This window comes from Dysosmobacter sp., assembly GCF_034093755.1.
Classification (GTDB): domain Bacteria; phylum Bacillota; class Clostridia; order Oscillospirales; family Oscillospiraceae; genus Oscillibacter.
On sequence record NZ_JAXEBZ010000032.1, the window covers coordinates 14,033 to 31,913 of the forward strand.

Consider the following 17,881-nt stretch of genomic DNA (forward strand, 5'->3'; position numbering starts at 1 on the left):
CGGCATGTCGGAATTTGATGAGAAGCTGAACGCGCTGCTGTCCAACCCGGACAGCATGGCCCAGATCATGCAGCTGGCCCAGTCCCTCTCCGGCGGAGCGGCGGAAGCGGCGCCGCCTCCGCCGCAGCAGTCCCCTCCGCCGCCCCAGCCCCCTGCCGGCGGCGGCGACTCCCTGTCCGGCCTGCTGGGCGGTCTGGACCCCAAGCTGATGATGCGCCTGCTGCCCCTGCTGCAGGAGCTGGGCCGGGACAGCGACTCCAACGCCCGGCAGCTGCTGACGGCCCTGCGGCCCTACCTGCGGCCGGAGCGGCAGGACCGGGTGGAGCGGGCGCTGCAGCTGGCCCGGCTCATCCACCTGGGCAAACAATTTCTGTCGGGCTGGGAGGGATGAGGGGTGTACAACCGCTATATCCGCAATGACACCGGCAGCTATTCCCGCATTCCGGAGGAGGAGCCGGCCTCCCGGCAGGCACCGCCGCCCCGGCGGGATGCGCCCCCGAAGCCGGGCCCGCCGCCGAAGCAGCCGCCGCCCAGGCAGGAAGCCCCGCCGCCCAGGCAGGAGTCCCCTCCGCCCCGGCAGGAGGTGTCGGACGTTCTGGCCCGGGCGCTGCGGGGGCTGCTGGACCGGCTCCACCTGGAGAGCGTGGACACCGGGGACCTTCTGCTGCTGGTGCTGCTGTTTCTGCTGTACGAGGAGCACGCCGACGAGGAGCTGCTGTTCGCCCTGGGAATCCTGCTGATTCTCTGAACATAGAAAGCCCCGGGAGCCGATGGCTCCCGGGGCTTTCCGCGTCACTTCACTTCACAGCCGGCTGCTCCGGCTTCTTCTCCGCCGGGGTGCGCCAGTGGAGGCTGGTTCTGTGGAACACCGGCTCACAGACGCACAGAATGGCGGGCATCAGAAAAATGCTCACCAGGGCGGAGATCAGGGCGCCCCGGGCCAGCATGATGCAGATGGCGCCGATGAGGTCGATGGAGGACACGAAGGACACGCCCAGGGTGGCGCAGAACAGCACCAGGGCGCTGGTGACGATGGACGCGTCGGAGGCGTCGGCGGCGATGCGGATGGCCTCCATCCGCTCCTTCCCCTGCTGCAGCTCCTCCTGGAACCGGGAGGTCATCAGGATGGCGTAGTCCACCGTGGCGCCCAGCTGGACGCAGCTGATGACCGTGGGGGCAATGAAGGGCGTGGAGGCGCCGGTAAAGTAGCTGATGCCCTGGTTGATGAGGATGGCCAGCTCAATGGTGGCCACCAGCACCACCGGCACCGACAGCGACTTGAACACCCAGGCGATGATCAGGAAAATGGCGATGATGGAGATGTAGTTGGTGACCTTGAAGTCCACGGCGGAGGTGTCGATCAGGTCCCGGTACATGGCACCCTCGCCGGTGATCATGGCGTCGGGGTCGTAGGTGTGGAGGATGGCGTTGAGGGCGTCCAGCTGCTGGGCCACCTGGGTAGTGGCCGGCTCATAGGTGGAGTTGATCATCATCAGCTGGTAGCCGTCCTGCTGCAGCATATCCTTCACCTCCGCCGGGACGAAAAAGCCGGGGATGCCGGTGCCCAGCATGGTGTGGTAGGACAGCACGGAGGTGACGCCCGGCACCTCTTTGATGGCCTCCTCCATCACATTCATGTCCGCGGAGGGGATGTCATCCCGCAGCACCACAAAGTGGGAGGTGGCCATGTCGAACTGGTCTTTCAGCTTCTCGTTGCTGACGATGGAGGGCAGGTCCCGGGGCAGGGACTCATCCAGCTTATAGTAGATGTCGGCGTGGCTCTGGGAATAGCAGGCCGGCAGGAACAGCACCAGCGCCAGCACCAGGAAGAACACCCGGCGCCGCAGGACGAAGCTGTTGATCCTGTCGAAGCTGGGGATCAGGGTTTTGTGGACATGCTTTCCTATCTGTTTGTCGAAGATCAGCAGCAGGCTGGGAAGCACCAGAATCACCGTGGCCACCCCCAGCACCACGCCCTTGGCCACGACGATGCCGATGTTCCGGCCCAGCGTCAGCTGCATGAAGCACAGGGCCAGAAAGCCGGCGATGGTGGTGAGGCTGGAGCCGGACAGGGACCGGAAGGCCGCGATGACGGCCTGGGCCATGGCGTCCCGGGGATCGTCAAAACGGGTCCGCTCCTCCTCGTACCGGCGGTAGAGGAAGATGGAGTAGTCCATGGTGACGCCCAGCTGCAGCACGGCGGCGATGGCCTTGGTGACAAAGGAGATCTCCCCCAGCAGGATGTTGGTGCCGAAGTTATAGACGATGGCCATGCCGATGCTGACCAGGAACACCAGCGGCAGCACCGTGGATTCCAGGGTGGCCAGCATGGCCAGCAGCGCCAGCAGCACCGCCAGGCCCACAAACACCGGCAGCTCGCTCTCCATCACGTCCCGGGTGTCCTTGATCACCACGGAGAAGCCCGCCAGGAAGCACTTTTCGTTGCAGATGCTCCGCACGTCCTCAATGGCCTGCATGGTTTCGTCGGAGGCGCCGGGGTGATCGTACTGGATGATCATCAGGGTGGAGCTGTCGGAGAAGAACATCTCCCGGAAGGCGGAGGGGATCATCTCCGTGGGAATCTGGATGCCCACCAGGTTGCTGACCCAGATGGCGTTGGACACGCCGGGGACCTCCCGGATGGCGTTGAGCAGGTCATTGGTGTAGCCGGCGGGCATGCCGTCCACCACCAGCATGCTGGTGGCGGCCATCTGGAAGGGGTCCTCCAACAGCTGCTCTCCCCGGGAGGAGGGCAGGTCCTGGGGCAGGTAGGAGAGAATATCATAGTTGATGCGGGTGGCCACATAGCCCAGCGCCGAGGGAATCAGCAGCAGCACGGCGATGAGGGCCACCAGTCTGGGCTTCCGGGTCAGCCAATGGGCGATTTTATCGATCAAGGGAACTCACCTGTCCTTTCCCCGGCTCAGCGGAACAGCCCGGTGATGGAGGCCCAGAAGTCCTTGAACATCTGCGCCACCCGGCTCCAGAAGCCGCCCTTTTCGGCGGCCGGGGCCGTCTCCTCCGTCTCCGACGCCTTCTCCGCCTTGATCTCCTGGGTGCGGATCATCACCTGGATGCTCTGGGGCGTGCCGTTGCGCCGGTCGGTGAGGGACTCCGCCGGGGCGGTAGCGTCCATCATCAGCAGATTGTCCACGTCGCCGGTGTGGTCATTCCACAGGTCCTCAATGATGCCGGTCATGGCGTTTTTGGAGGCCTGGATGCTGCCGGAGGTAGCCATGACGTCGGCGGTGCGGCGCAGGACGGCGGCCAGGGAATCCAGGGTCTTTTTCGTGCCGTCATCCAGCTGACTGCCGGAGCGCTTCAGCAGGCTCTCGGCGCTGTCCACAAGGGTGACGGTGTCCTTCACCGCGGCGGAGGCGGTAACGCTGAGATCGCTGACGGTCTGCAGGGTCTCCTGCAGGGTAGGCTCGTAGTCATTCAGCAGCGCCCGCAGCGCGTCCGCCTGGTCCAGAATCCGCTGCAGCTTCTGGGTGGACTGGCGCAGCGCCGTGGTCAGGTCGGAGGCGTCATCCATCAGGTCGGTGAGGTCATCCAGCTGTTTGCACAGGTCTGCCAGGTCCCCGATCAGCGCCGCGGTGGGCTTTGCGATGCCCTGCATGGTGCGGGTCAGGTCCTTTCTGACCCCCTCGATGCTCTCCAGGGTGCTGTCCAGCCCCCCGGTGATCAGGTCCACCGCCGCGCCGCCCACGGAGCCGCTCTCCCCGGGTTCGCTTCCGGCAGGCTCACCCTCCGCGGGTTCCTCCCCGGCGGGTTCATTCCCGGCAGGCTCTTCCCCGGTGGTTTCGTTCTCCTCCGGCGCCGGATCGTTCCGCACCAGGCTGGCGGACAGGGTCTGCTCCCCGTCCTCCGCCAGTTGGCCGCTGGTGTACACAATCCACAGGTCATTCATCTGCTTGGCCTGGTCGGCGGTGACCCCCGGCAGCTTCCCGCAGAACTGCTGGAAGGTGGCGCCGGACCGGGCGAAATAATAGAGGTTCCGCAGCTGGCGGGCGGTGGCCAGGCTGGCCTGCTGCTCCGCCGGAATCTGGTCCTCCATGCCGGCGTCCGCCAGGTCCAGCAGCTGTTTCAGACCGGCGGCCATGGCCGCCGCCTGGCTATCGGAGGCGGCGGCGCCGTTGATCACCAGCAGTTGGGCCATGAAGGCGGTCAGGTCCGTCTCCTCATAGGCCTTGTGAACGGCCTTCACCTTTTTCACCATGGCGCGGCTGGAGACGGTCTCCTCCTCTTCCTCCCCGCCGGAGGACGCGCCGCCGCTGACGGCGTCCAGCGCCCGGCGGAGGCCGGAGAGGCTGGAGCGCAGGTCCGCGGCACTCTCCACCAGGTCCTTCATGTCCTCGCTGCCGTTCTCCAGATTCTCCAGGGCGTCCTGCATATCCGCCAGCTGGTCCCGCAGGGACACGGTGATGTCCATCAGCTCGTTGAGGGTGGCCTTGGAGTCCGTCACCAGCCGGCTCAGGGCCTGTACCTGCTGCTCCACCGGCTCCAGCTGCTGCGCCAGGCGGCTCAGGTCGCCTTTCAGGGCGTCGGTGCCGTCATAGAGGGCGCCCTTGCCGTCGGAGAAGGTGCCCCGGGCCTGATTCAGGGCGTCCAGGCCGGAGGCGGAGGCGTTGAGGCTGCCGGTCATGGCGTTCATGGCGGACAGCAGTTCATCCATGCTGCCGGAGAGCTTGTGGTAGTCATCCTCCAGTTCGTCCTTCTTCCGGCTGATGTCCGCGATCTGCTCCAGCTGGCTCAACGTGGCGGGCACCATCAGGAAGGTCATGCCGCCGAAGGAGAAATCCTCCGCGCCCACCTCGATGGTGAAGTGCTGCTCCTCCCCCGGCAGGCACAGGAACAGCACCATCCGCAGGTTGCCCACCAGCTGCACCTGGGCGCCCTCGGCCTTCAGCGACAGGATGTCGTCCTGGTTGAACACGGCCATGGCCTCCAGGGTGTAGTTGTATCTGGCGTAATCGCTGGCGTTTTCGTTGGGAACGAAGTGCAGGCCGATCTCCACCATGCCGGTTTTGCCCGCCAGATCCTCCGCCCGGGTGGGCACGCCGTTGAGCCGGTAGGTCACGGAGATGGTCCAGGGCAGCGTCTCGAAGGGCTGGGTGGTCTTGCCCTCAAAGTAGAAGTGCTTCGGTGGCTCCGTGCCGAAGTCAAAGACGGTTCTGCTTCCCGACACGGTGGGCGCGGTACCGTCCGACAGGTTGTTCACCGACTCATATGTACCGTAGTCGGTGATGCTGGACGCGCCGTTGAGGGTGTAGCTTTTCACCATGCTGCCGTCCAGCAGGTTGCCGTAATAGTCCAGCGTGGCGTAGTAGGCCTCGTCAAAGGTGGGGGCCACCCCGTCGCCGATGGGTTCCGCCGCCGCGGCGGGCACGGCGCATCCCGCCGCCAGCACCGCCGCCAGCATCAGCGACAAAAGGCCCTTTCCTGTCAGGCGCCTGTGATTTCTCATATCTGACTCCTCCATTTTATAGACATATGTCTTGTAAAATATTTTTGTTGATTTGTCGATCTGAGTTGATTATAATGAGAGTACAAAGTCAGGGTCAATAGGCAAAACCGGGCCAATGCCCAAATTTTACAGATTTACAGAAAAGAGAACTGCCATGCTGAAAAATACCGAGGACCGCCGCGCCAGGCGCACCCGCCGGCTGCTGAAAGAGAGCCTGCTGGAGCTGATGCAGGAGAAGCCCTTCTCCCAGATCTCCGTCCGGGACGTGACGGAGCGGGCGGACGTGAACCGCACCACCTTTTACCTGCACTACACCGACACCGCCCGGCTGCTGCAGAGCGTGGAGGAGGACCTGCTGTCGGACGCCCGGACTCTCATCGACGCCCACCTGCAGGAGACGGTGGCGGAGCACACCCTGCGGCCCGTGTTTGAGCCCATTCTGGACTTCACGGTGGCGCACCGGACGGTCTGCACCGTGCTGTTTGAAAACAACGAGGCCAGCCAGTTCACCGGCCATCTGCAGCGGCTGTTTCAGCGCAGCGGCGGGGAGATTGTGCAGGCCTGGTTCCGGCCCCGGGATGACCGGCAGCTGTCCTACCTGCTGGAGTTCGTGGCCTGCGGCCTCATCGGCCTGATTGCCGAGTGGTTCCGCCGGGGCATGGACCTGCCCCGGGAGGAGCTGCTGGACGCGGCGGAGTGTCTGGCGGACGGCGCCGCCGGGCGGCTGCTGGGCCGCGGCTGAAATTTTCCGGAGAGGAGGAGCGGACCCATGGCCGTCATGACCAAAAAGCTGATCCGGGACTCGTTCATCAAACTGCTTAACGAGAGACCCTTCAGCAAAATCACCGTGCGGGACATCGTGGACGACTGCGGCGTCAACCGCAATACCTTTTATTATTACTATCAGGACCTGCCCCAGCTGCTGGAGAGCATCGTGGACGAGGAGGCGGACCGGCTGATTCACCAGCAGCGGTCCGTAGGCTCCATTGAGGACTGCCTGGACGCCGTCATCGCCTTCGCCCTGGAGAACAGGACGGCGGTGATGCACATTTACCGCTCCGTCAACCGGGACATCTACGAGCGCTATCAGTGGCGGGTCTGCGAGCACGTCACCGCCGCCTATGTGGACACCGCCCTGGCGGGGCGGGTGATTCCGGAGGAGGACCGCCGGGTCATCATCGACTACTGGAAGTGCGTGTGCTTCGGGCTGGTCAGCGGCTGGCTGGAGGGCGGCATGCAGGGGGACATCCGCTCCCGCTTCCACCGCGTCTTCCAGCTGAAGGACAACCAGCTGGAGACCATGCTCTCCCGCTGCCTGCCGGAGTGAGGCCCCCCTTCCGGCAGATTGCCCCCTCCCCGGCCGATGCCTCGGCGGATAAAAAAGAACCCCCGCCGCAGACCCGGTGTCTGCGGCGGGGGTGAAAGGCGGACTCCGGCCAGCGGCAAAGCCGGAGTCCCTTCGTATCTATTATGGATTTGCCGGAACGTTACGCGGCTCCGTCAGGGATTCACTCGTCCTTGCCGCAGCGGTTTCTCATTTCGCGCACATCATTTGTGATCTGGCCGAAGGCATACAGCGGCCAGGAGCTGACCAGCGTGGTCAATCCAACCACAACGCCGGGAAGGCTGATCAGCAGCAGCTCATCTTCCCCGTCCAGCAGCGCAAAAGCCAGAAGCACCACGAAGACCACCGAGAAGATCAGACCGATCGTGCCGATGACCTTTGCCAGACCCTGCAGCTTGTTCCCAATATTCGAATACATGATTTCCCCTCCTGTTTTCTGTAAGACGCACACCCCGCCGTTCCGGGCCGATGTTTTTCACGCCCGGGAGGTTTTATTTTTCCATTAAAATTGCGTCTTAATTTGCAAAATATATCATACAGTCGGGAGGCGGCATTGTCAAGTGTATTTCCGAAGCCAGGTTGTTCTTCCGGGCATAAAACTTCATGCGCAGTATTGCGCACCACGATCATGGACAAAAGCCAGAGCGCATGAAGTTTTTGCGCATCATTTTCGGTTGCCCCGAAGGGGCGGGAAAATAGCAAAAAACCCACCGCAGACGCAGTGTCTGCGGTGGGTTGGTACGCCCGGCTGGATTCGAACCAGTGGCCTACAGAGTCGGAGTCTGTCACTCTATCCAACTGAGCTACGGGCGCATAACGACCTGCCAATCCAGCAGATCGAGGGGTATTATAACAAATTCTTTCCCGGCTGTAAAGAGGAATTTGAAAAAAATCCGAAACTTTCAAAAAGATTGTTAAAAAGTTTGACAACTTTATGGTTTTGGGATAGAATTCATATCAATATAGTCACCGATCGCGGGCGCGCTCCGCCCGCTGTCCGGATTCGATTCCCCACAGGAGGTATCCTTGTGAAAAAAGAAAACATTTCTGACGCGGTGGTCCGCCGGCTTCCCCGCTATTACCGCCAGCTAACCGACCTCTACACCCGCGGTGTGGTCCGCATCTCCTCCAGCAACCTGGGCAAGGAGATGAACATCACCGCCTCCCAGATCCGGCAGGATTTCAGCTGCTTCGGCGAGTTCGGCCAGCAGGGCTACGGCTACAATGTGGAAGAGCTGCGCTCGGAGATCGGCCACATTCTGGGCGTGGACAACAACCACCACCTGATCATCATCGGCGTGGGCAACCTGGGCCACGCCATTCTCCACAACTTCCCCTTCTCCCAGAACGGCTTCGCCGTGGACGCCGCCTTTGACGTGAACCCCGACCTGGTGGGCACCACCATCTGCGGCGTGCCCGTCTGCTCCATGGACCAGTTGGAGAGCTTCCTGGCGGAGCACCGGGTGGATGTGGCGCTGCTGACCATTCCCCAGTCCGTGGCTCAGGAGACCACCAACCGGCTGATGAACCTGGGGGTGAAGGGCTTCTGGAACTTCACCAACATTGAGCTGACCAGCGACAACCCCGACGTCAAGTTCGAGAACATCCACTTCGCTGACAGCCTGCTGATTCTCAGCTACCGCATCTCCAACCGCTGAGGGCCGACCCATGAAGAAAAAAGCACCGGTCCTGCTGCTGGGCCTGCTGGCCGCTTTGCTGGTCTGGGCCGCCGCGGCAGGCGGAGACGTGTCCGATCCCCTGGTGTCCCTGTCCTACCTCACCGGCACCTTCACCGACCGGGTGACGGAACGGGTGGACGAGCTGCTGGAGGAGTCGGACCGCGCCCTGCTGGAACAGGCGGAGGACCTCCCCGCCCAGTCCGGCACGGTCAATGAGAGCGCCGCCGTCTGGACGGAGCGGCGGCTGAAGGAGGGGGACGTTCTCTCCGGCTCCACCGGCCTCAGCGTGCTGGTGCTGGCCGGCAGCGGGGAGGTCCGCTGCCCCGCCGGCGCTGTGGTGGACGTGTCCGCCGGCAGCCTGGCCCCCGACGGCTCCGCCCTCGCCGTCAACCACCGCTATCTGGTGGCGGAGGACACCCGGGCGGAATTTGCCATCACCTCCCAGACCGCCGTGGTCAGCTACCAGGGCAGCTGCACCTTCACGGAGTCCGACGCGGTGGACTACAACGCCATGGCCTCCGCCCTGAAAACCATGCGGCTGTTCAAGGGCAGCTTCACCGCCTACGGCCAGGGCTTTGACCTGGAAAAGGCCCCCACCCGCCTCCAGGCCCTGATCATGTTCATCCGGGTGCTGGGCGAGGAGGAGGCCGCCCTGGCCTACACCGGCTCCCCCCCCTTCCGGGACCTGGCCGCCGGGTCCGACGCTGCAAAATACGTGGGCTACGCCTACGAAAAAGGCTACACCAACGGTTACACCGCCACGGAGTGGCGGCCTGCCCAGAGCGTCAACGTCTACCAGTACACGGAGTTCATGCTCCGGGCGCTGGGGTACAGCTCCACCGCCAACACCAACCTGGCGGACACCATGGAGCGCTCCGCCCGGTGCGGACTGCTGGACGGCGGCGAGGCCGCCGCGCTGAAGGGGCTTCCCTTCCTGCGGGCCCAGCTGGTGTACATCTCCTTCCGGGCACTGGACACCCCCCTGGCGGCCAGCGGCCTGCCGCTGGCGGACACGCTGATGGAAAAGGGCGTGTTCACCTTCAGCGACTATCTGGAGGGCATCTCCCTGGTCAGCGGCGCCCGTCTGGGCTGACACCGATCTCCGGCCTCCGCATAGGATGGAGTGTGGCGGGCTTCCGCCACCAATCCAATCAGGAGGTACCGGTATGTGCAACAATAACGGCATCTGGGGCGGCAACTGCTGCTGGATCATCATTCTCATTCTGCTGTTCTGCTGCTGCGGCGGCGGCAGCTGGTGCGGCAACAACGGCGGCAGCTGCTGCTGAGCCCACCATCCCTGCATAACCAGCAAACGCCCCGCGCCTTTCCCGGGCGCGGGGCGTTCTTTCGCCTTCAGGGTCTTGCCTGTTCTTTGGAACTCCCGGATTTCCGTTTCATTTGCAGCCCAGCCAGGTGCAGGCCCCAAAGCAGAGCCGCCGCCAGCAGCGCCGTAGCCCCATACGGTATCAGCTGCACGGTCAGGACGGAGCTTTGAAATCCGCGCCCGTTGATGACGCTGAACTCCACAGTATCCGGGTCATGCCATGTATTGAAAAAATAGTACATACCGGAGAAATCCACCCCGGCATCGTCGCCATCTTCCAGCCAGACATCCCGCAGCGGCAGCTCCGGGTGAAAATGGCACAGGAACACCCGGATGGAGTCTTTCGGGAGTGCCAGAAATGCGGCTTCCTTCCCATAGCGGGAAAACAGCAGACTGCGGGGAAAGGCAGCAGCCAGATTCTTATCAGAGTCTCCCGTATCCAGCAGCAGCACCGTAACGCCCCGCGCTTCCGCCCGGTCAAGCTCCGCGCAGTCCACACCCCGGTATTCTGCCGCGTATGCGGACAGATCCGCATTCCGGTCCAGCGGATACATCAGCCGCTCATATCCCCAGAAAAGGGCCATAAGCAGTACAATCCACAGCAACAGCAGAGCCGCCCGCTTTATTTGCGGAATGCTCCGCCTATTCTCCGGCATGTCCGATTCCCTCCTCTTTTTCAAAGGTAAGTATTCTTATGATACCACCCGCATGCTTTCCCCGCAAGGCCCGCCTTGACAGTCCCCCTCCCGGCGTGTTACCATCCGGGTATGGCGGTACGTCCGCCGGGAAGGAGCGTTTTTTCCATGATCATTGCGGGAATCCGGCAGTGTTCCCTGTCCAACGGACCCGGAAAGCGGTTTGTGGTGCTGCTGCCGGGCTGCCAGCACCACTGCACCGGCTGCTCCGCCTCCCAGGGCCCCGGCTCCGGGGTGGACTTCTCCCTGGAGGAGCTGCTGGACCAGCTGGACAGCCAGCCGGAGCTGGACGGGCTGACCATCACCGGCGGCGAGCCCTTCGACCAGGCGGCGGAGTGCGCCGAACTGTGCCGCGCCGCCCATGACCGGGGACTGAACGTCCGCTGCCACACCAGCCTGACCTTTGAGGACCTGGCCGCCGGGGAAAATCCGGACCGGCTGGCCCTGCTGCGGGAGACGGACGTGCTGGTGGAAGCCGGCCGCAGCCTCCGGGCGGCGGAGAGCCTTGCCGCGGGGCAGGTGCTGACGGAGAGTTGACAAAAAGCACGCATTTCGTGAGAAATGCGTGCTTTTTCCCGCTTTACCGCCCCAGCTCCACGTACTTGCGCAGAGGGGTCTCGCCCCGCAGGGCGTCCTCGCACTGGCGGATCAGCCGCTCCCGGTCCTGGTTCAGCGTTCCCGCCAGCACCAGATAGTTGCTGGCGTGGTTGGAGCGGAACACCGCGCCGGGACAGTCGATCTCCTGCAGGAAGCGGTGGGTCTCCCGGATCAGCTCCATGGGCTTGGGCATGATCAGGCTTCCCTCCTGCACCCAGCGGTGCATGGGAGTGCCGGTGTAAATCCGCAGCGTCAGCAGGGCGATATAGTCCGGCAGCATGGCGTTGAGGGCGCGGGCGGTGTCCACCGCGTGCTCCTCCCAGCCCTCGGTGCCGGAGAGACCGTTGATGGCGGTGACAGACAGCGTCAGCCCCGCGGCCTTCAGCTTCTGCCCCGCCTCAATCTGCTGGGCCACGGTGACGCCCTTGTTGATCTTCTTCAGCAGCGCCTCGTTGCCGGTCTCCAGACCCAGATAGGCCATGGCCAGGCCGTTCTCCCGCAGCATCCGCAGATCCTCCGGCGTCTTGCCCAGAATGCTTCTGGGGCTGGCGTACACCGCCACCCGCTCACACTCCGGAATGTGCTCCCGGATGAAGGTCAGGATCCGCATCAGATGCTCCGTGGGCAGAATCAGGGCGTCGCCGTCGGCCAGGAAAATCCGCTGGATGCGGGGATAGGTCTGCCGGGCCCACCGCAGGTCCTCCATCACCTGGTCGATGGGGACGATCTCAAACTTCTTGTCCTTGTACATGTTGCAGAAGGCGCACTTGTTCTGGCTGCACCCAAGGGTCACCTGCACAATGAGACTGTAGGCCTCGCTGGGGGGACGGTATACGTTTCCGGAATAATGCAGCATGGAATTCTCCTTTCTTCCTTTACAGGATCACAGGCACCGGGGCCCGCAGCGTCAGGCTCTCCGGCGTCACATGACAGTCACAGGCCAGCACCCGCACCCCGGCGGCGGCCGCCTCCCGCAGCGCCGCGCCGAAGGCGGGGTGGGTATCGTCGTTGGGGGACAGGGACCGGACCCCCTCCATCTGAATCACAAAGAACAGCGCGGCGTCCAGGCCCATCTCCGCCGCCCGCTGCAGCTCCCGGATGTGCTTCACGCCCCGCTCCGTGGGGGCGTCCGGGAAGCGGACGGCGCCGCCGTCCTCCAGCGTGACGCCCTTCACCTCCACCAGATGCCGCGCTCCGCCGGCGGTCTCCACGCAGAAGTCCAGCCGGGAGGCGCCGAAGGTGTACTCCGGCCGCACCGCCGTGACCTCCGGCAGGAAGTGCCCCGCCTCCGCCCACTCCCGGAACACCCGGTTGGGGGCCTGGGCGTCCATGTTGATCAGCAGCCCGCCCTTGTCCGCCGCGATGAGGTCATACCCCGTTTTCCGGGCGGGGTTGGCCGCCTTCTCCAGATACACCCGGCAGCCCGGCACCAGCAGCTCCCGGCAGCGGCCCGTGTTCTTCACGTGGCACACCTGCTCCGCCCCTTCCGCCTCCACCAGGGCGATGAAACGGTTGGGCCGGCTGCGGAATACGCCGGGAATCACCTCTCCGTATCGCATGACATCCTTCCTTTCCAAAAGCTCACCGCAATATCTGCTTCTTCCTTACCATACCTGCCGGCGGGGAAAAAAGCAAGTCAAACGCTTCCCTTTTTTCACATTCGGCTGAAATCTCCTTTTTTGCTGTTTCGGGAAGCTGAACTTTTCCGAAAATTTTGCGTAAATTGCAGTTGTATTTTTATGTGAAAATTGTTAGAATGTAGCAAACCCAATCAGGAGGTATTCTGATGAATTCTGCTGAACCGTGCGTCTCCAGCGCAGCTGTCAGTCCCGAAGTCGTCGCCGCCATCTCCGCCGCCCTGGCCCAGAAGCTGCGGGTAGGCACCGACGACCTCCGCATCGCCGCCGTCCGGCGCCGTCCCCTCCGCCGCCAGGCCGCTCCCACCGCTCCGGCGAAGAATCTCTCCGCCGCGCCCGATCTGGGAGCGCTGGACCTGAGTGTGGAGGAGCTGGCCGTTGTCTCCGCCGCGTTGTCCGCGGAGCTGGGACGGAACGTCACCGATGTCCGCATCACTTCCATCCGCGCCCTGTAAGCCATCTGCAAACCCGTTTTTGCAGGAAACCAGATTCTTGAAGATAGGAGTTTTCAACCATGACCAAATACAAAATCAACGTCAATGGCGCCCCCTATGAGGTGGAGCTGGAGGATTCCTCCAATTCCGTGGAGTTCCTGAGCAAAAAGCCCCTGCTGGTCACCGACACCATTCTCCGGGACGCCCACCAGTCCCAGGCCGCCACCCGGATGCGTCTGGAGGATATGCTCCCCGCCTGCGAGGTGCTGGACTCCATCGGCTACTACTCCCTGGAGTGCTGGGGCGGCGCCACCTTCGACTCCTGCATGCGCTTCCTCAACGAGGATCCCTGGGAGCGGCTGCGGGCACTGCGCAAGGCCATCCCCCACACCAAGCTGCAGATGCTGTTCCGGGGCCAGAACATTCTGGGCTACAAGCACTATGCCGACGACGTGGTGGACCAGTTCTGCCGCAAGTCCATTGAAAACGGCATCGACATCATCCGCATCTTCGACGCTCTGAACGACGTGCGCAACCTGGAGCAGGCCATCAAGTCCACCAAGAAGTACGGCGGCGAGGTGGAGGCCACCCTGTCCTACACCATCTCCCCCATCCACAGCGAGGAGTACTTCGTGAAGCTGGCCAAGGAGCTGGAGCAGATGGGCGCCGACGCCATCTGCATCAAGGACATGGCCAACCTCCTGCTGCCCATGGACGCCTACTCCCTGGTGAAGAAGCTGAAGGAGACCGTCAGCGTGCCCATCCACCTGCACACCCACAACACCACCGGCACCGGCGACATGGTGCTGCTGATGGCCGCCATGGCGGGCGTGGACATTGTGGACACCGCCCTGTCTCCCCTGGCCAACGGCACCGCCCAGCCCGCCACCGAGTCCCTGGTGGCCACCCTGCGGGGCACGCCCAGAGACACCGGTCTGGACCTGAACAAGATGAGCGAGGCCGCCGCCCACTTCCGCGGCGTGGCCCAACGGCTGAAGGACGAGGGCAGCCTGGATCCCAAGGTGCTGAACGTGGACACCAACACCCTGCTCTATCAGGTGCCCGGCGGCATGCTGTCCAACCTGATCTCCCAGCTGAAGCAGGCCGGGAAGGAAGACAAATACTATGATGTGCTGGCGGAGATTCCCCAGGTCCGGAAGGACTGCGGCTATCCCCCGCTGGTGACCCCCACCAGCCAGATCGTGGGCACCCAGGCCGTGATGAACATCGTCATGGGCGAGCGCTACAAGGTGTTCACCAAGGAGTGCAAGGCCATGCTGAAGGGCGAGTACGGCCAGCTGCCCGGCGAGGTCAACGAGGAGGTCCGGGCCAAGGCCGGCATCAAGCCGGAGGACGTGATCACCTGCCGTCCCGCCGATCTGCTGCAGCCGGAGCTGGAGAAGTACCGCGCCGAGTACAAGGACATCGCCAAGAGCGAGGAGGACGTGCTGAGCCTGGCCCTGTTCCCCCAGGTGGCGCCCAAGTTCCTGGAGTACCGGGATCATCCCGAGAAGCGCTGAGCGTTATCACGAATGCCCCCGCCGGACAATCCGGCGGGGGCATTTTTCCGCCCGCGGGCGGAAAAAGAGCGCTGCACAGCGGCGCAAACGCTTGCTGCGCAAGCTTTTTGCAGGCATTCGATTCCACACGAGGGGGCTCCCGCCCCCGCAAACTCCCCTTGCGAAACGGAACCCTTTCTCTCCAAGAAGAGGTCTTTTGACAGTCTGAAAAAGAGCGCCGCACAGCGGCGCTCTTTTGGTTCGGAAGGTTCCGGCTCAGTACTTGCCCAGGGAGGCAGAGGCGTCATCGGCAGCCTTGCCGTAGTGGAAGTCGTTGCCGGGCAGGACGGCGTTGAGCACGATGCCGGCCAGAGCGGCGATGGCCAGGGCGGTGAGGGTGACGGAGGCCCCGCCGATCTGGAAGGTCAGGCCGTTGGTGAAGCCCAGGCCGCACACCAGGATGACGGCGGCGATGATCAGGTTGCGGCTGTTGGTGAAGTCCACCTGGTTCTCCACCACGTTCCGCACGCCGATGGCGGAGATCATGCCGTAGAGGATGAAGCTGACGCCGCCGATGATGGCCGCGGGGATGGAGTTCACCAGCGCGGCGAACTTGGGGCTGAAGGACAGGATCACCGCGTACAGCGCGGCCAGCCGGATGACCCGGGGATCGTGGACCCGGGACAGCACCAGCACGCCGGTGTTCTCGCCGTAGGTGGTGTTGGAGGGGCCGCCGAAAAGGCCCGCCAGGGCGGTGGCCACGCCGTCGCCGATGAGGGTGCGGTGGAGGCCGGGATCCTCAATGAAGTTCTCGCCCACGGTGGCGGAGATAGCGGACATGTCGCCGATGTGCTCCATCATGGAGGCCACGGCAATGGGGGCCATCACCAGAATGGCGGAGATGTCAAACTTGGCCACGCTGCCGCCGAAGTCGGTGAAGAAGGGCTGCAGGCCCACCGCGGCCACACCCTCCAGGGAGGAGAAGTCCACCTTGCCGGCCGCCAGGGCCACAATGTAGGAGCCCACCACGCCCAGCAGGATGGGGATGATCTTCACCATGCCCTTGCCCCAGATGTTGGCCACCACGATGATGCCCATGGCCACCAGGGCCAGCCACCAGCAGGTGGAGGCGTTGGACACGGCAGAGGGCGCCAGGTTCAGGCCGATGAGGATGATGATGGGGCCGGTGACCACGGGGGGCAGGAAGTGCATCACCTTGTGGACGCCCACAACCTTGATGACGGCGGCCAGGACCACATACAGCAGGCCCGCCACCACCACGCCGCCGCAGGCGTACTGGAGCTTTTCGGAGGCGTCCATGGCGGCGTAGATGCCGGAGTCCATGGAGCCCATGGCGGCGAAGCCGCCCAGATAGGCGAAGGAGGAGCCCAGGAAGGCAGGGACCTTCATCTTGGTGCACACGTGGAAGAACAGGGTGCCGATGCCGGCGAAGAACAGGGTGGTCTGGATGCTCAGGGGCAGGCCGTAGCTCTGCACCAGAATGGGCACCAGCACCGTGGCGCCAAACATGGCGAACATGTGCTGCAGGCCCAGAATCAGCATTTTGGGCATACCCAGAGTCCGGGCGTCCCGGATGGGCGACTGTCCGATGGTGGATTTTTCGTTCATTGTCATTCTCCTCTCAAATATCGTTCACACACAGGCAAAAAAAACACCGGCACTTCTGCCGGTCAAACAGGGATGGAAACGCCGAAAAGAGACAGCACCGCCAGCGTCAGCGCCTGGTCTTCCGTCCGCTTCAGCATGGCCGCATCGCTCCTTTCCGTTTATCTTTGACATCATACCACACTCCTCCCACCTTGGCAACAAAAAAATGAAAGTTGGACAAAATTTCCTGCGTTTTCGCCGCAATCCCCTGCCGGGCAGGCGTTTGCGGAAACAAAACCCCGTTTTCCCTTCCTCCCGTCAAAAAAATAGTACCAAAAAACTTTTCTTTATTTAGTGGCTTTTGCCACTTGGAGAACCATATATTGTGTTGTATAATGAAGCAGCTGCAATAGATATTGTGCGAACAGCGCACTGGGAGAATATACGGAGGGGAAAGAGCATGAAAGTCATCAAACGCAACGGCACAGAAGTCATATTCGATATTACAAAGATTATTTCCGCCATCACCAAGGCCAATCAGAGCGTTCCCGAGGAGGCCCGCATGACCGTGATGCAGATTCAGCGCATCGCGGAGTTTGTGGAGCTGAGCTGCCTGAAGATGAACCGCTCCCCCTCCGTGGAGGAGATTCAGGACCTGGTGGAGTACCAGATCATGGCCCACGGCGCCTACGAGGTGGCCAAGAACTACGTCACCTACCGCTACACCCGCTCCCTAGTCCGCAAGAGCAACACCACCGACGAGAAGATTCTCAGCCTCATTGAGTGCTGCAACGAGGAGGCCAAGCAGGAGAACTCCAACAAGAATCCCATCGTCAACTCCACCCAGCGGGACTATATGGCCGGCGAGGTGTCCCGGGACCTGAGCGAGCGGCTGCTGCTGCCGCCGGACATTGTGGAAGCCCATCAGGAGGGTCTGATTCACTTCCATGACTCCGACTATTTCGCCCAGCACATGCACAACTGCGACCTGGTGAACCTGGAGGACATGCTCCAGAACGGCACCGTCATCACCGGCACCCTCATCGAGCGGCCCCACAGCTTCTCCACTGCCTGCAACATCGCCACCCAGATCATTGCCCAGGTGGCCTCCAACCAGTACGGCGGCCAGTCCATCTCCCTGACCCACCTGGCGCCTTTTGTGGACGTGAGCCGCAAGAAGATCCGCAAGAGCGTGGAGCAGGAAATGGCCTCCATCGGCTTCCAGCCCACGGAGGAAAAGCTGGCTGAGCTGGTGGAGACCCGTCTGCGGGACGAGGTCCGCCGGGGCGTTCAGACCATCCAGTATCAGGTTCTGACCCTGCTGACCACCAACGGACAGGCGCCCTTTGTCACCGTGTTCATGTACCTGGGCGAGGCCAAGAACCAGCAGGAAAAGGACGACCTGGCCCTCATCATCGAGGAGACGCTGCTCCAGCGCTATCAGGGCGTGAAGAACGAAAAGGGCGTGTGGGTCACGCCGGCGTTCCCCAAGCTGATCTACGTGCTGGAGGAGGACAACGTTCACGAGGACAGCAAGTATTGGTATCTGACGAAGCTGGCGGCCAAGTGCACCGCCAAGCGGATGGTGCCCGACTA

Annotated in this window: 17 protein-coding genes and 1 tRNA gene; 10 read left to right on the plus strand and 8 right to left on the minus strand. The window is 63.1% G+C overall.

What is annotated here, in order from left to right:
• Window positions 1–4 precede the first annotated feature (4 nt).
• On the plus strand, window positions 5–391 hold the full coding sequence (locus SOX55_RS03970) for a hypothetical protein (RefSeq protein ID WP_325286139.1): 387 nt from the start codon (window positions 5–7) through the stop codon (window positions 389–391).
• A 3-nt stretch (window positions 392–394) separates the two neighbouring features.
• A complete protein-coding gene (locus tag SOX55_RS03975) occupies window positions 395–748 on the plus strand; it encodes a hypothetical protein (protein ID WP_325286140.1) in 354 nt (117 codons plus the stop codon).
• A gap of 49 nt (window positions 749–797) precedes the next feature.
• Here SOX55_RS03975 and SOX55_RS03980 read toward each other — a convergent pair whose 3' ends face one another.
• Together SOX55_RS03980 and SOX55_RS03985 are read right to left on the minus strand one after the other, a co-directional pair.
• Window positions 798–2,897: an efflux RND transporter permease subunit gene (locus tag SOX55_RS03980; protein ID WP_325286141.1), complete on the minus strand. Its 2,100-nt coding sequence runs from the start codon at window positions 2,895–2,897 to the stop codon at window positions 798–800.
• A 26-nt stretch (window positions 2,898–2,923) separates the two neighbouring features.
• On the minus strand, window positions 2,924–5,467 hold the full coding sequence (locus tag SOX55_RS03985; RefSeq protein WP_325286142.1) for a hypothetical protein: 2,544 nt from the start codon (window positions 5,465–5,467) through the stop codon (window positions 2,924–2,926).
• A gap of 154 nt (window positions 5,468–5,621) precedes the next feature.
• Here SOX55_RS03985 and SOX55_RS03990 point away from each other — a divergent pair, with 154 nt between their 5' ends.
• Window positions 5,622–6,209, plus strand: coding sequence for a TetR/AcrR family transcriptional regulator (locus SOX55_RS03990; RefSeq protein WP_325286143.1), 588 nt, complete (start codon window positions 5,622–5,624; stop codon window positions 6,207–6,209).
• Between the two features lie 27 nt (window positions 6,210–6,236).
• Complete coding sequence (locus tag SOX55_RS03995; RefSeq protein ID WP_325286144.1) at window positions 6,237–6,794, plus strand: TetR/AcrR family transcriptional regulator; 558 nt, start codon at window positions 6,237–6,239, stop codon at window positions 6,792–6,794.
• A 181-nt stretch (window positions 6,795–6,975) separates the two neighbouring features.
• On the opposite strand, the gene SOX55_RS04000 is transcribed toward SOX55_RS03995, so the two are convergent.
• Window positions 6,976–7,230, minus strand: coding sequence for a hypothetical protein (locus tag SOX55_RS04000; protein ID WP_325286145.1), 255 nt, complete (start codon window positions 7,228–7,230; stop codon window positions 6,976–6,978).
• Between the two features lie 318 nt (window positions 7,231–7,548).
• A tRNA-Arg gene (locus SOX55_RS04005) sits at window positions 7,549–7,625 on the minus strand.
• Between the two features lie 215 nt (window positions 7,626–7,840).
• Between SOX55_RS04005 and SOX55_RS04010 the strand changes: the two genes are divergently transcribed.
• Together SOX55_RS04010 and SOX55_RS04015 are read left to right on the plus strand one after the other, a co-directional pair.
• A complete protein-coding gene (locus tag SOX55_RS04010; protein ID WP_325286146.1) occupies window positions 7,841–8,470 on the plus strand; it encodes a redox-sensing transcriptional repressor Rex in 630 nt (209 codons plus the stop codon).
• Between the two features lie 10 nt (window positions 8,471–8,480).
• Window positions 8,481–9,584, plus strand: a complete 1,104-nt coding sequence (locus SOX55_RS04015) for an S-layer homology domain-containing protein (protein ID WP_325286147.1) — start codon at window positions 8,481–8,483, stop codon at window positions 9,582–9,584.
• 260 nt (window positions 9,585–9,844) lie between these two features.
• Here the strand turns inward: SOX55_RS04015 and SOX55_RS04020 are convergent, their stop codons facing one another.
• Entirely contained in the window at window positions 9,845–10,471 is a 627-nt protein-coding gene (locus SOX55_RS04020; protein WP_325286148.1) for a hypothetical protein, read from the minus strand.
• Between the two features lie 147 nt (window positions 10,472–10,618).
• Between SOX55_RS04020 and SOX55_RS04025 the strand changes: the two genes are divergently transcribed.
• Entirely contained in the window at window positions 10,619–11,047 is a 429-nt protein-coding gene (locus tag SOX55_RS04025) for a 4Fe-4S cluster-binding domain-containing protein (protein WP_325286149.1), read from the plus strand.
• A 43-nt stretch (window positions 11,048–11,090) separates the two neighbouring features.
• Here the strand turns inward: SOX55_RS04025 and SOX55_RS04030 are convergent, their stop codons facing one another.
• On the minus strand, window positions 11,091–11,963 hold the full coding sequence (locus tag SOX55_RS04030) for a radical SAM protein (protein ID WP_325286150.1): 873 nt from the start codon (window positions 11,961–11,963) through the stop codon (window positions 11,091–11,093).
• Window positions 11,964–11,982: 19 nt separating this feature from the next.
• The gene (sfsA, locus tag SOX55_RS04035; RefSeq protein WP_325286151.1) at window positions 11,983–12,666 is read right to left on the minus strand and encodes a DNA/RNA nuclease SfsA; all 684 of its coding nucleotides are present in this window, start codon (window positions 12,664–12,666) and stop codon (window positions 11,983–11,985) included.
• Between the two features lie 227 nt (window positions 12,667–12,893).
• On the opposite strand from sfsA, the gene SOX55_RS04040 reads away from it, so the two are divergent.
• A complete protein-coding gene (locus SOX55_RS04040; protein ID WP_325286152.1) occupies window positions 12,894–13,199 on the plus strand; it encodes a hypothetical protein in 306 nt (101 codons plus the stop codon).
• Between the two features lie 59 nt (window positions 13,200–13,258).
• The gene (locus SOX55_RS04045; protein ID WP_325286153.1) at window positions 13,259–14,698 is read left to right on the plus strand and encodes a pyruvate carboxylase subunit B; all 1,440 of its coding nucleotides are present in this window, start codon (window positions 13,259–13,261) and stop codon (window positions 14,696–14,698) included.
• A 255-nt stretch (window positions 14,699–14,953) separates the two neighbouring features.
• On the opposite strand, the gene SOX55_RS04050 is transcribed toward SOX55_RS04045, so the two are convergent.
• A complete protein-coding gene (locus tag SOX55_RS04050) occupies window positions 14,954–16,306 on the minus strand; it encodes a uracil-xanthine permease family protein (protein WP_325286154.1) in 1,353 nt (450 codons plus the stop codon).
• Window positions 16,307–16,745: 439 nt separating this feature from the next.
• Here SOX55_RS04050 and nrdD point away from each other — a divergent pair.
• Window positions 16,746–17,881: anaerobic ribonucleoside-triphosphate reductase (nrdD, locus tag SOX55_RS04055; protein ID WP_325286155.1), on the plus strand; the 1,136-nt coding region annotated here is incomplete at its 3' end.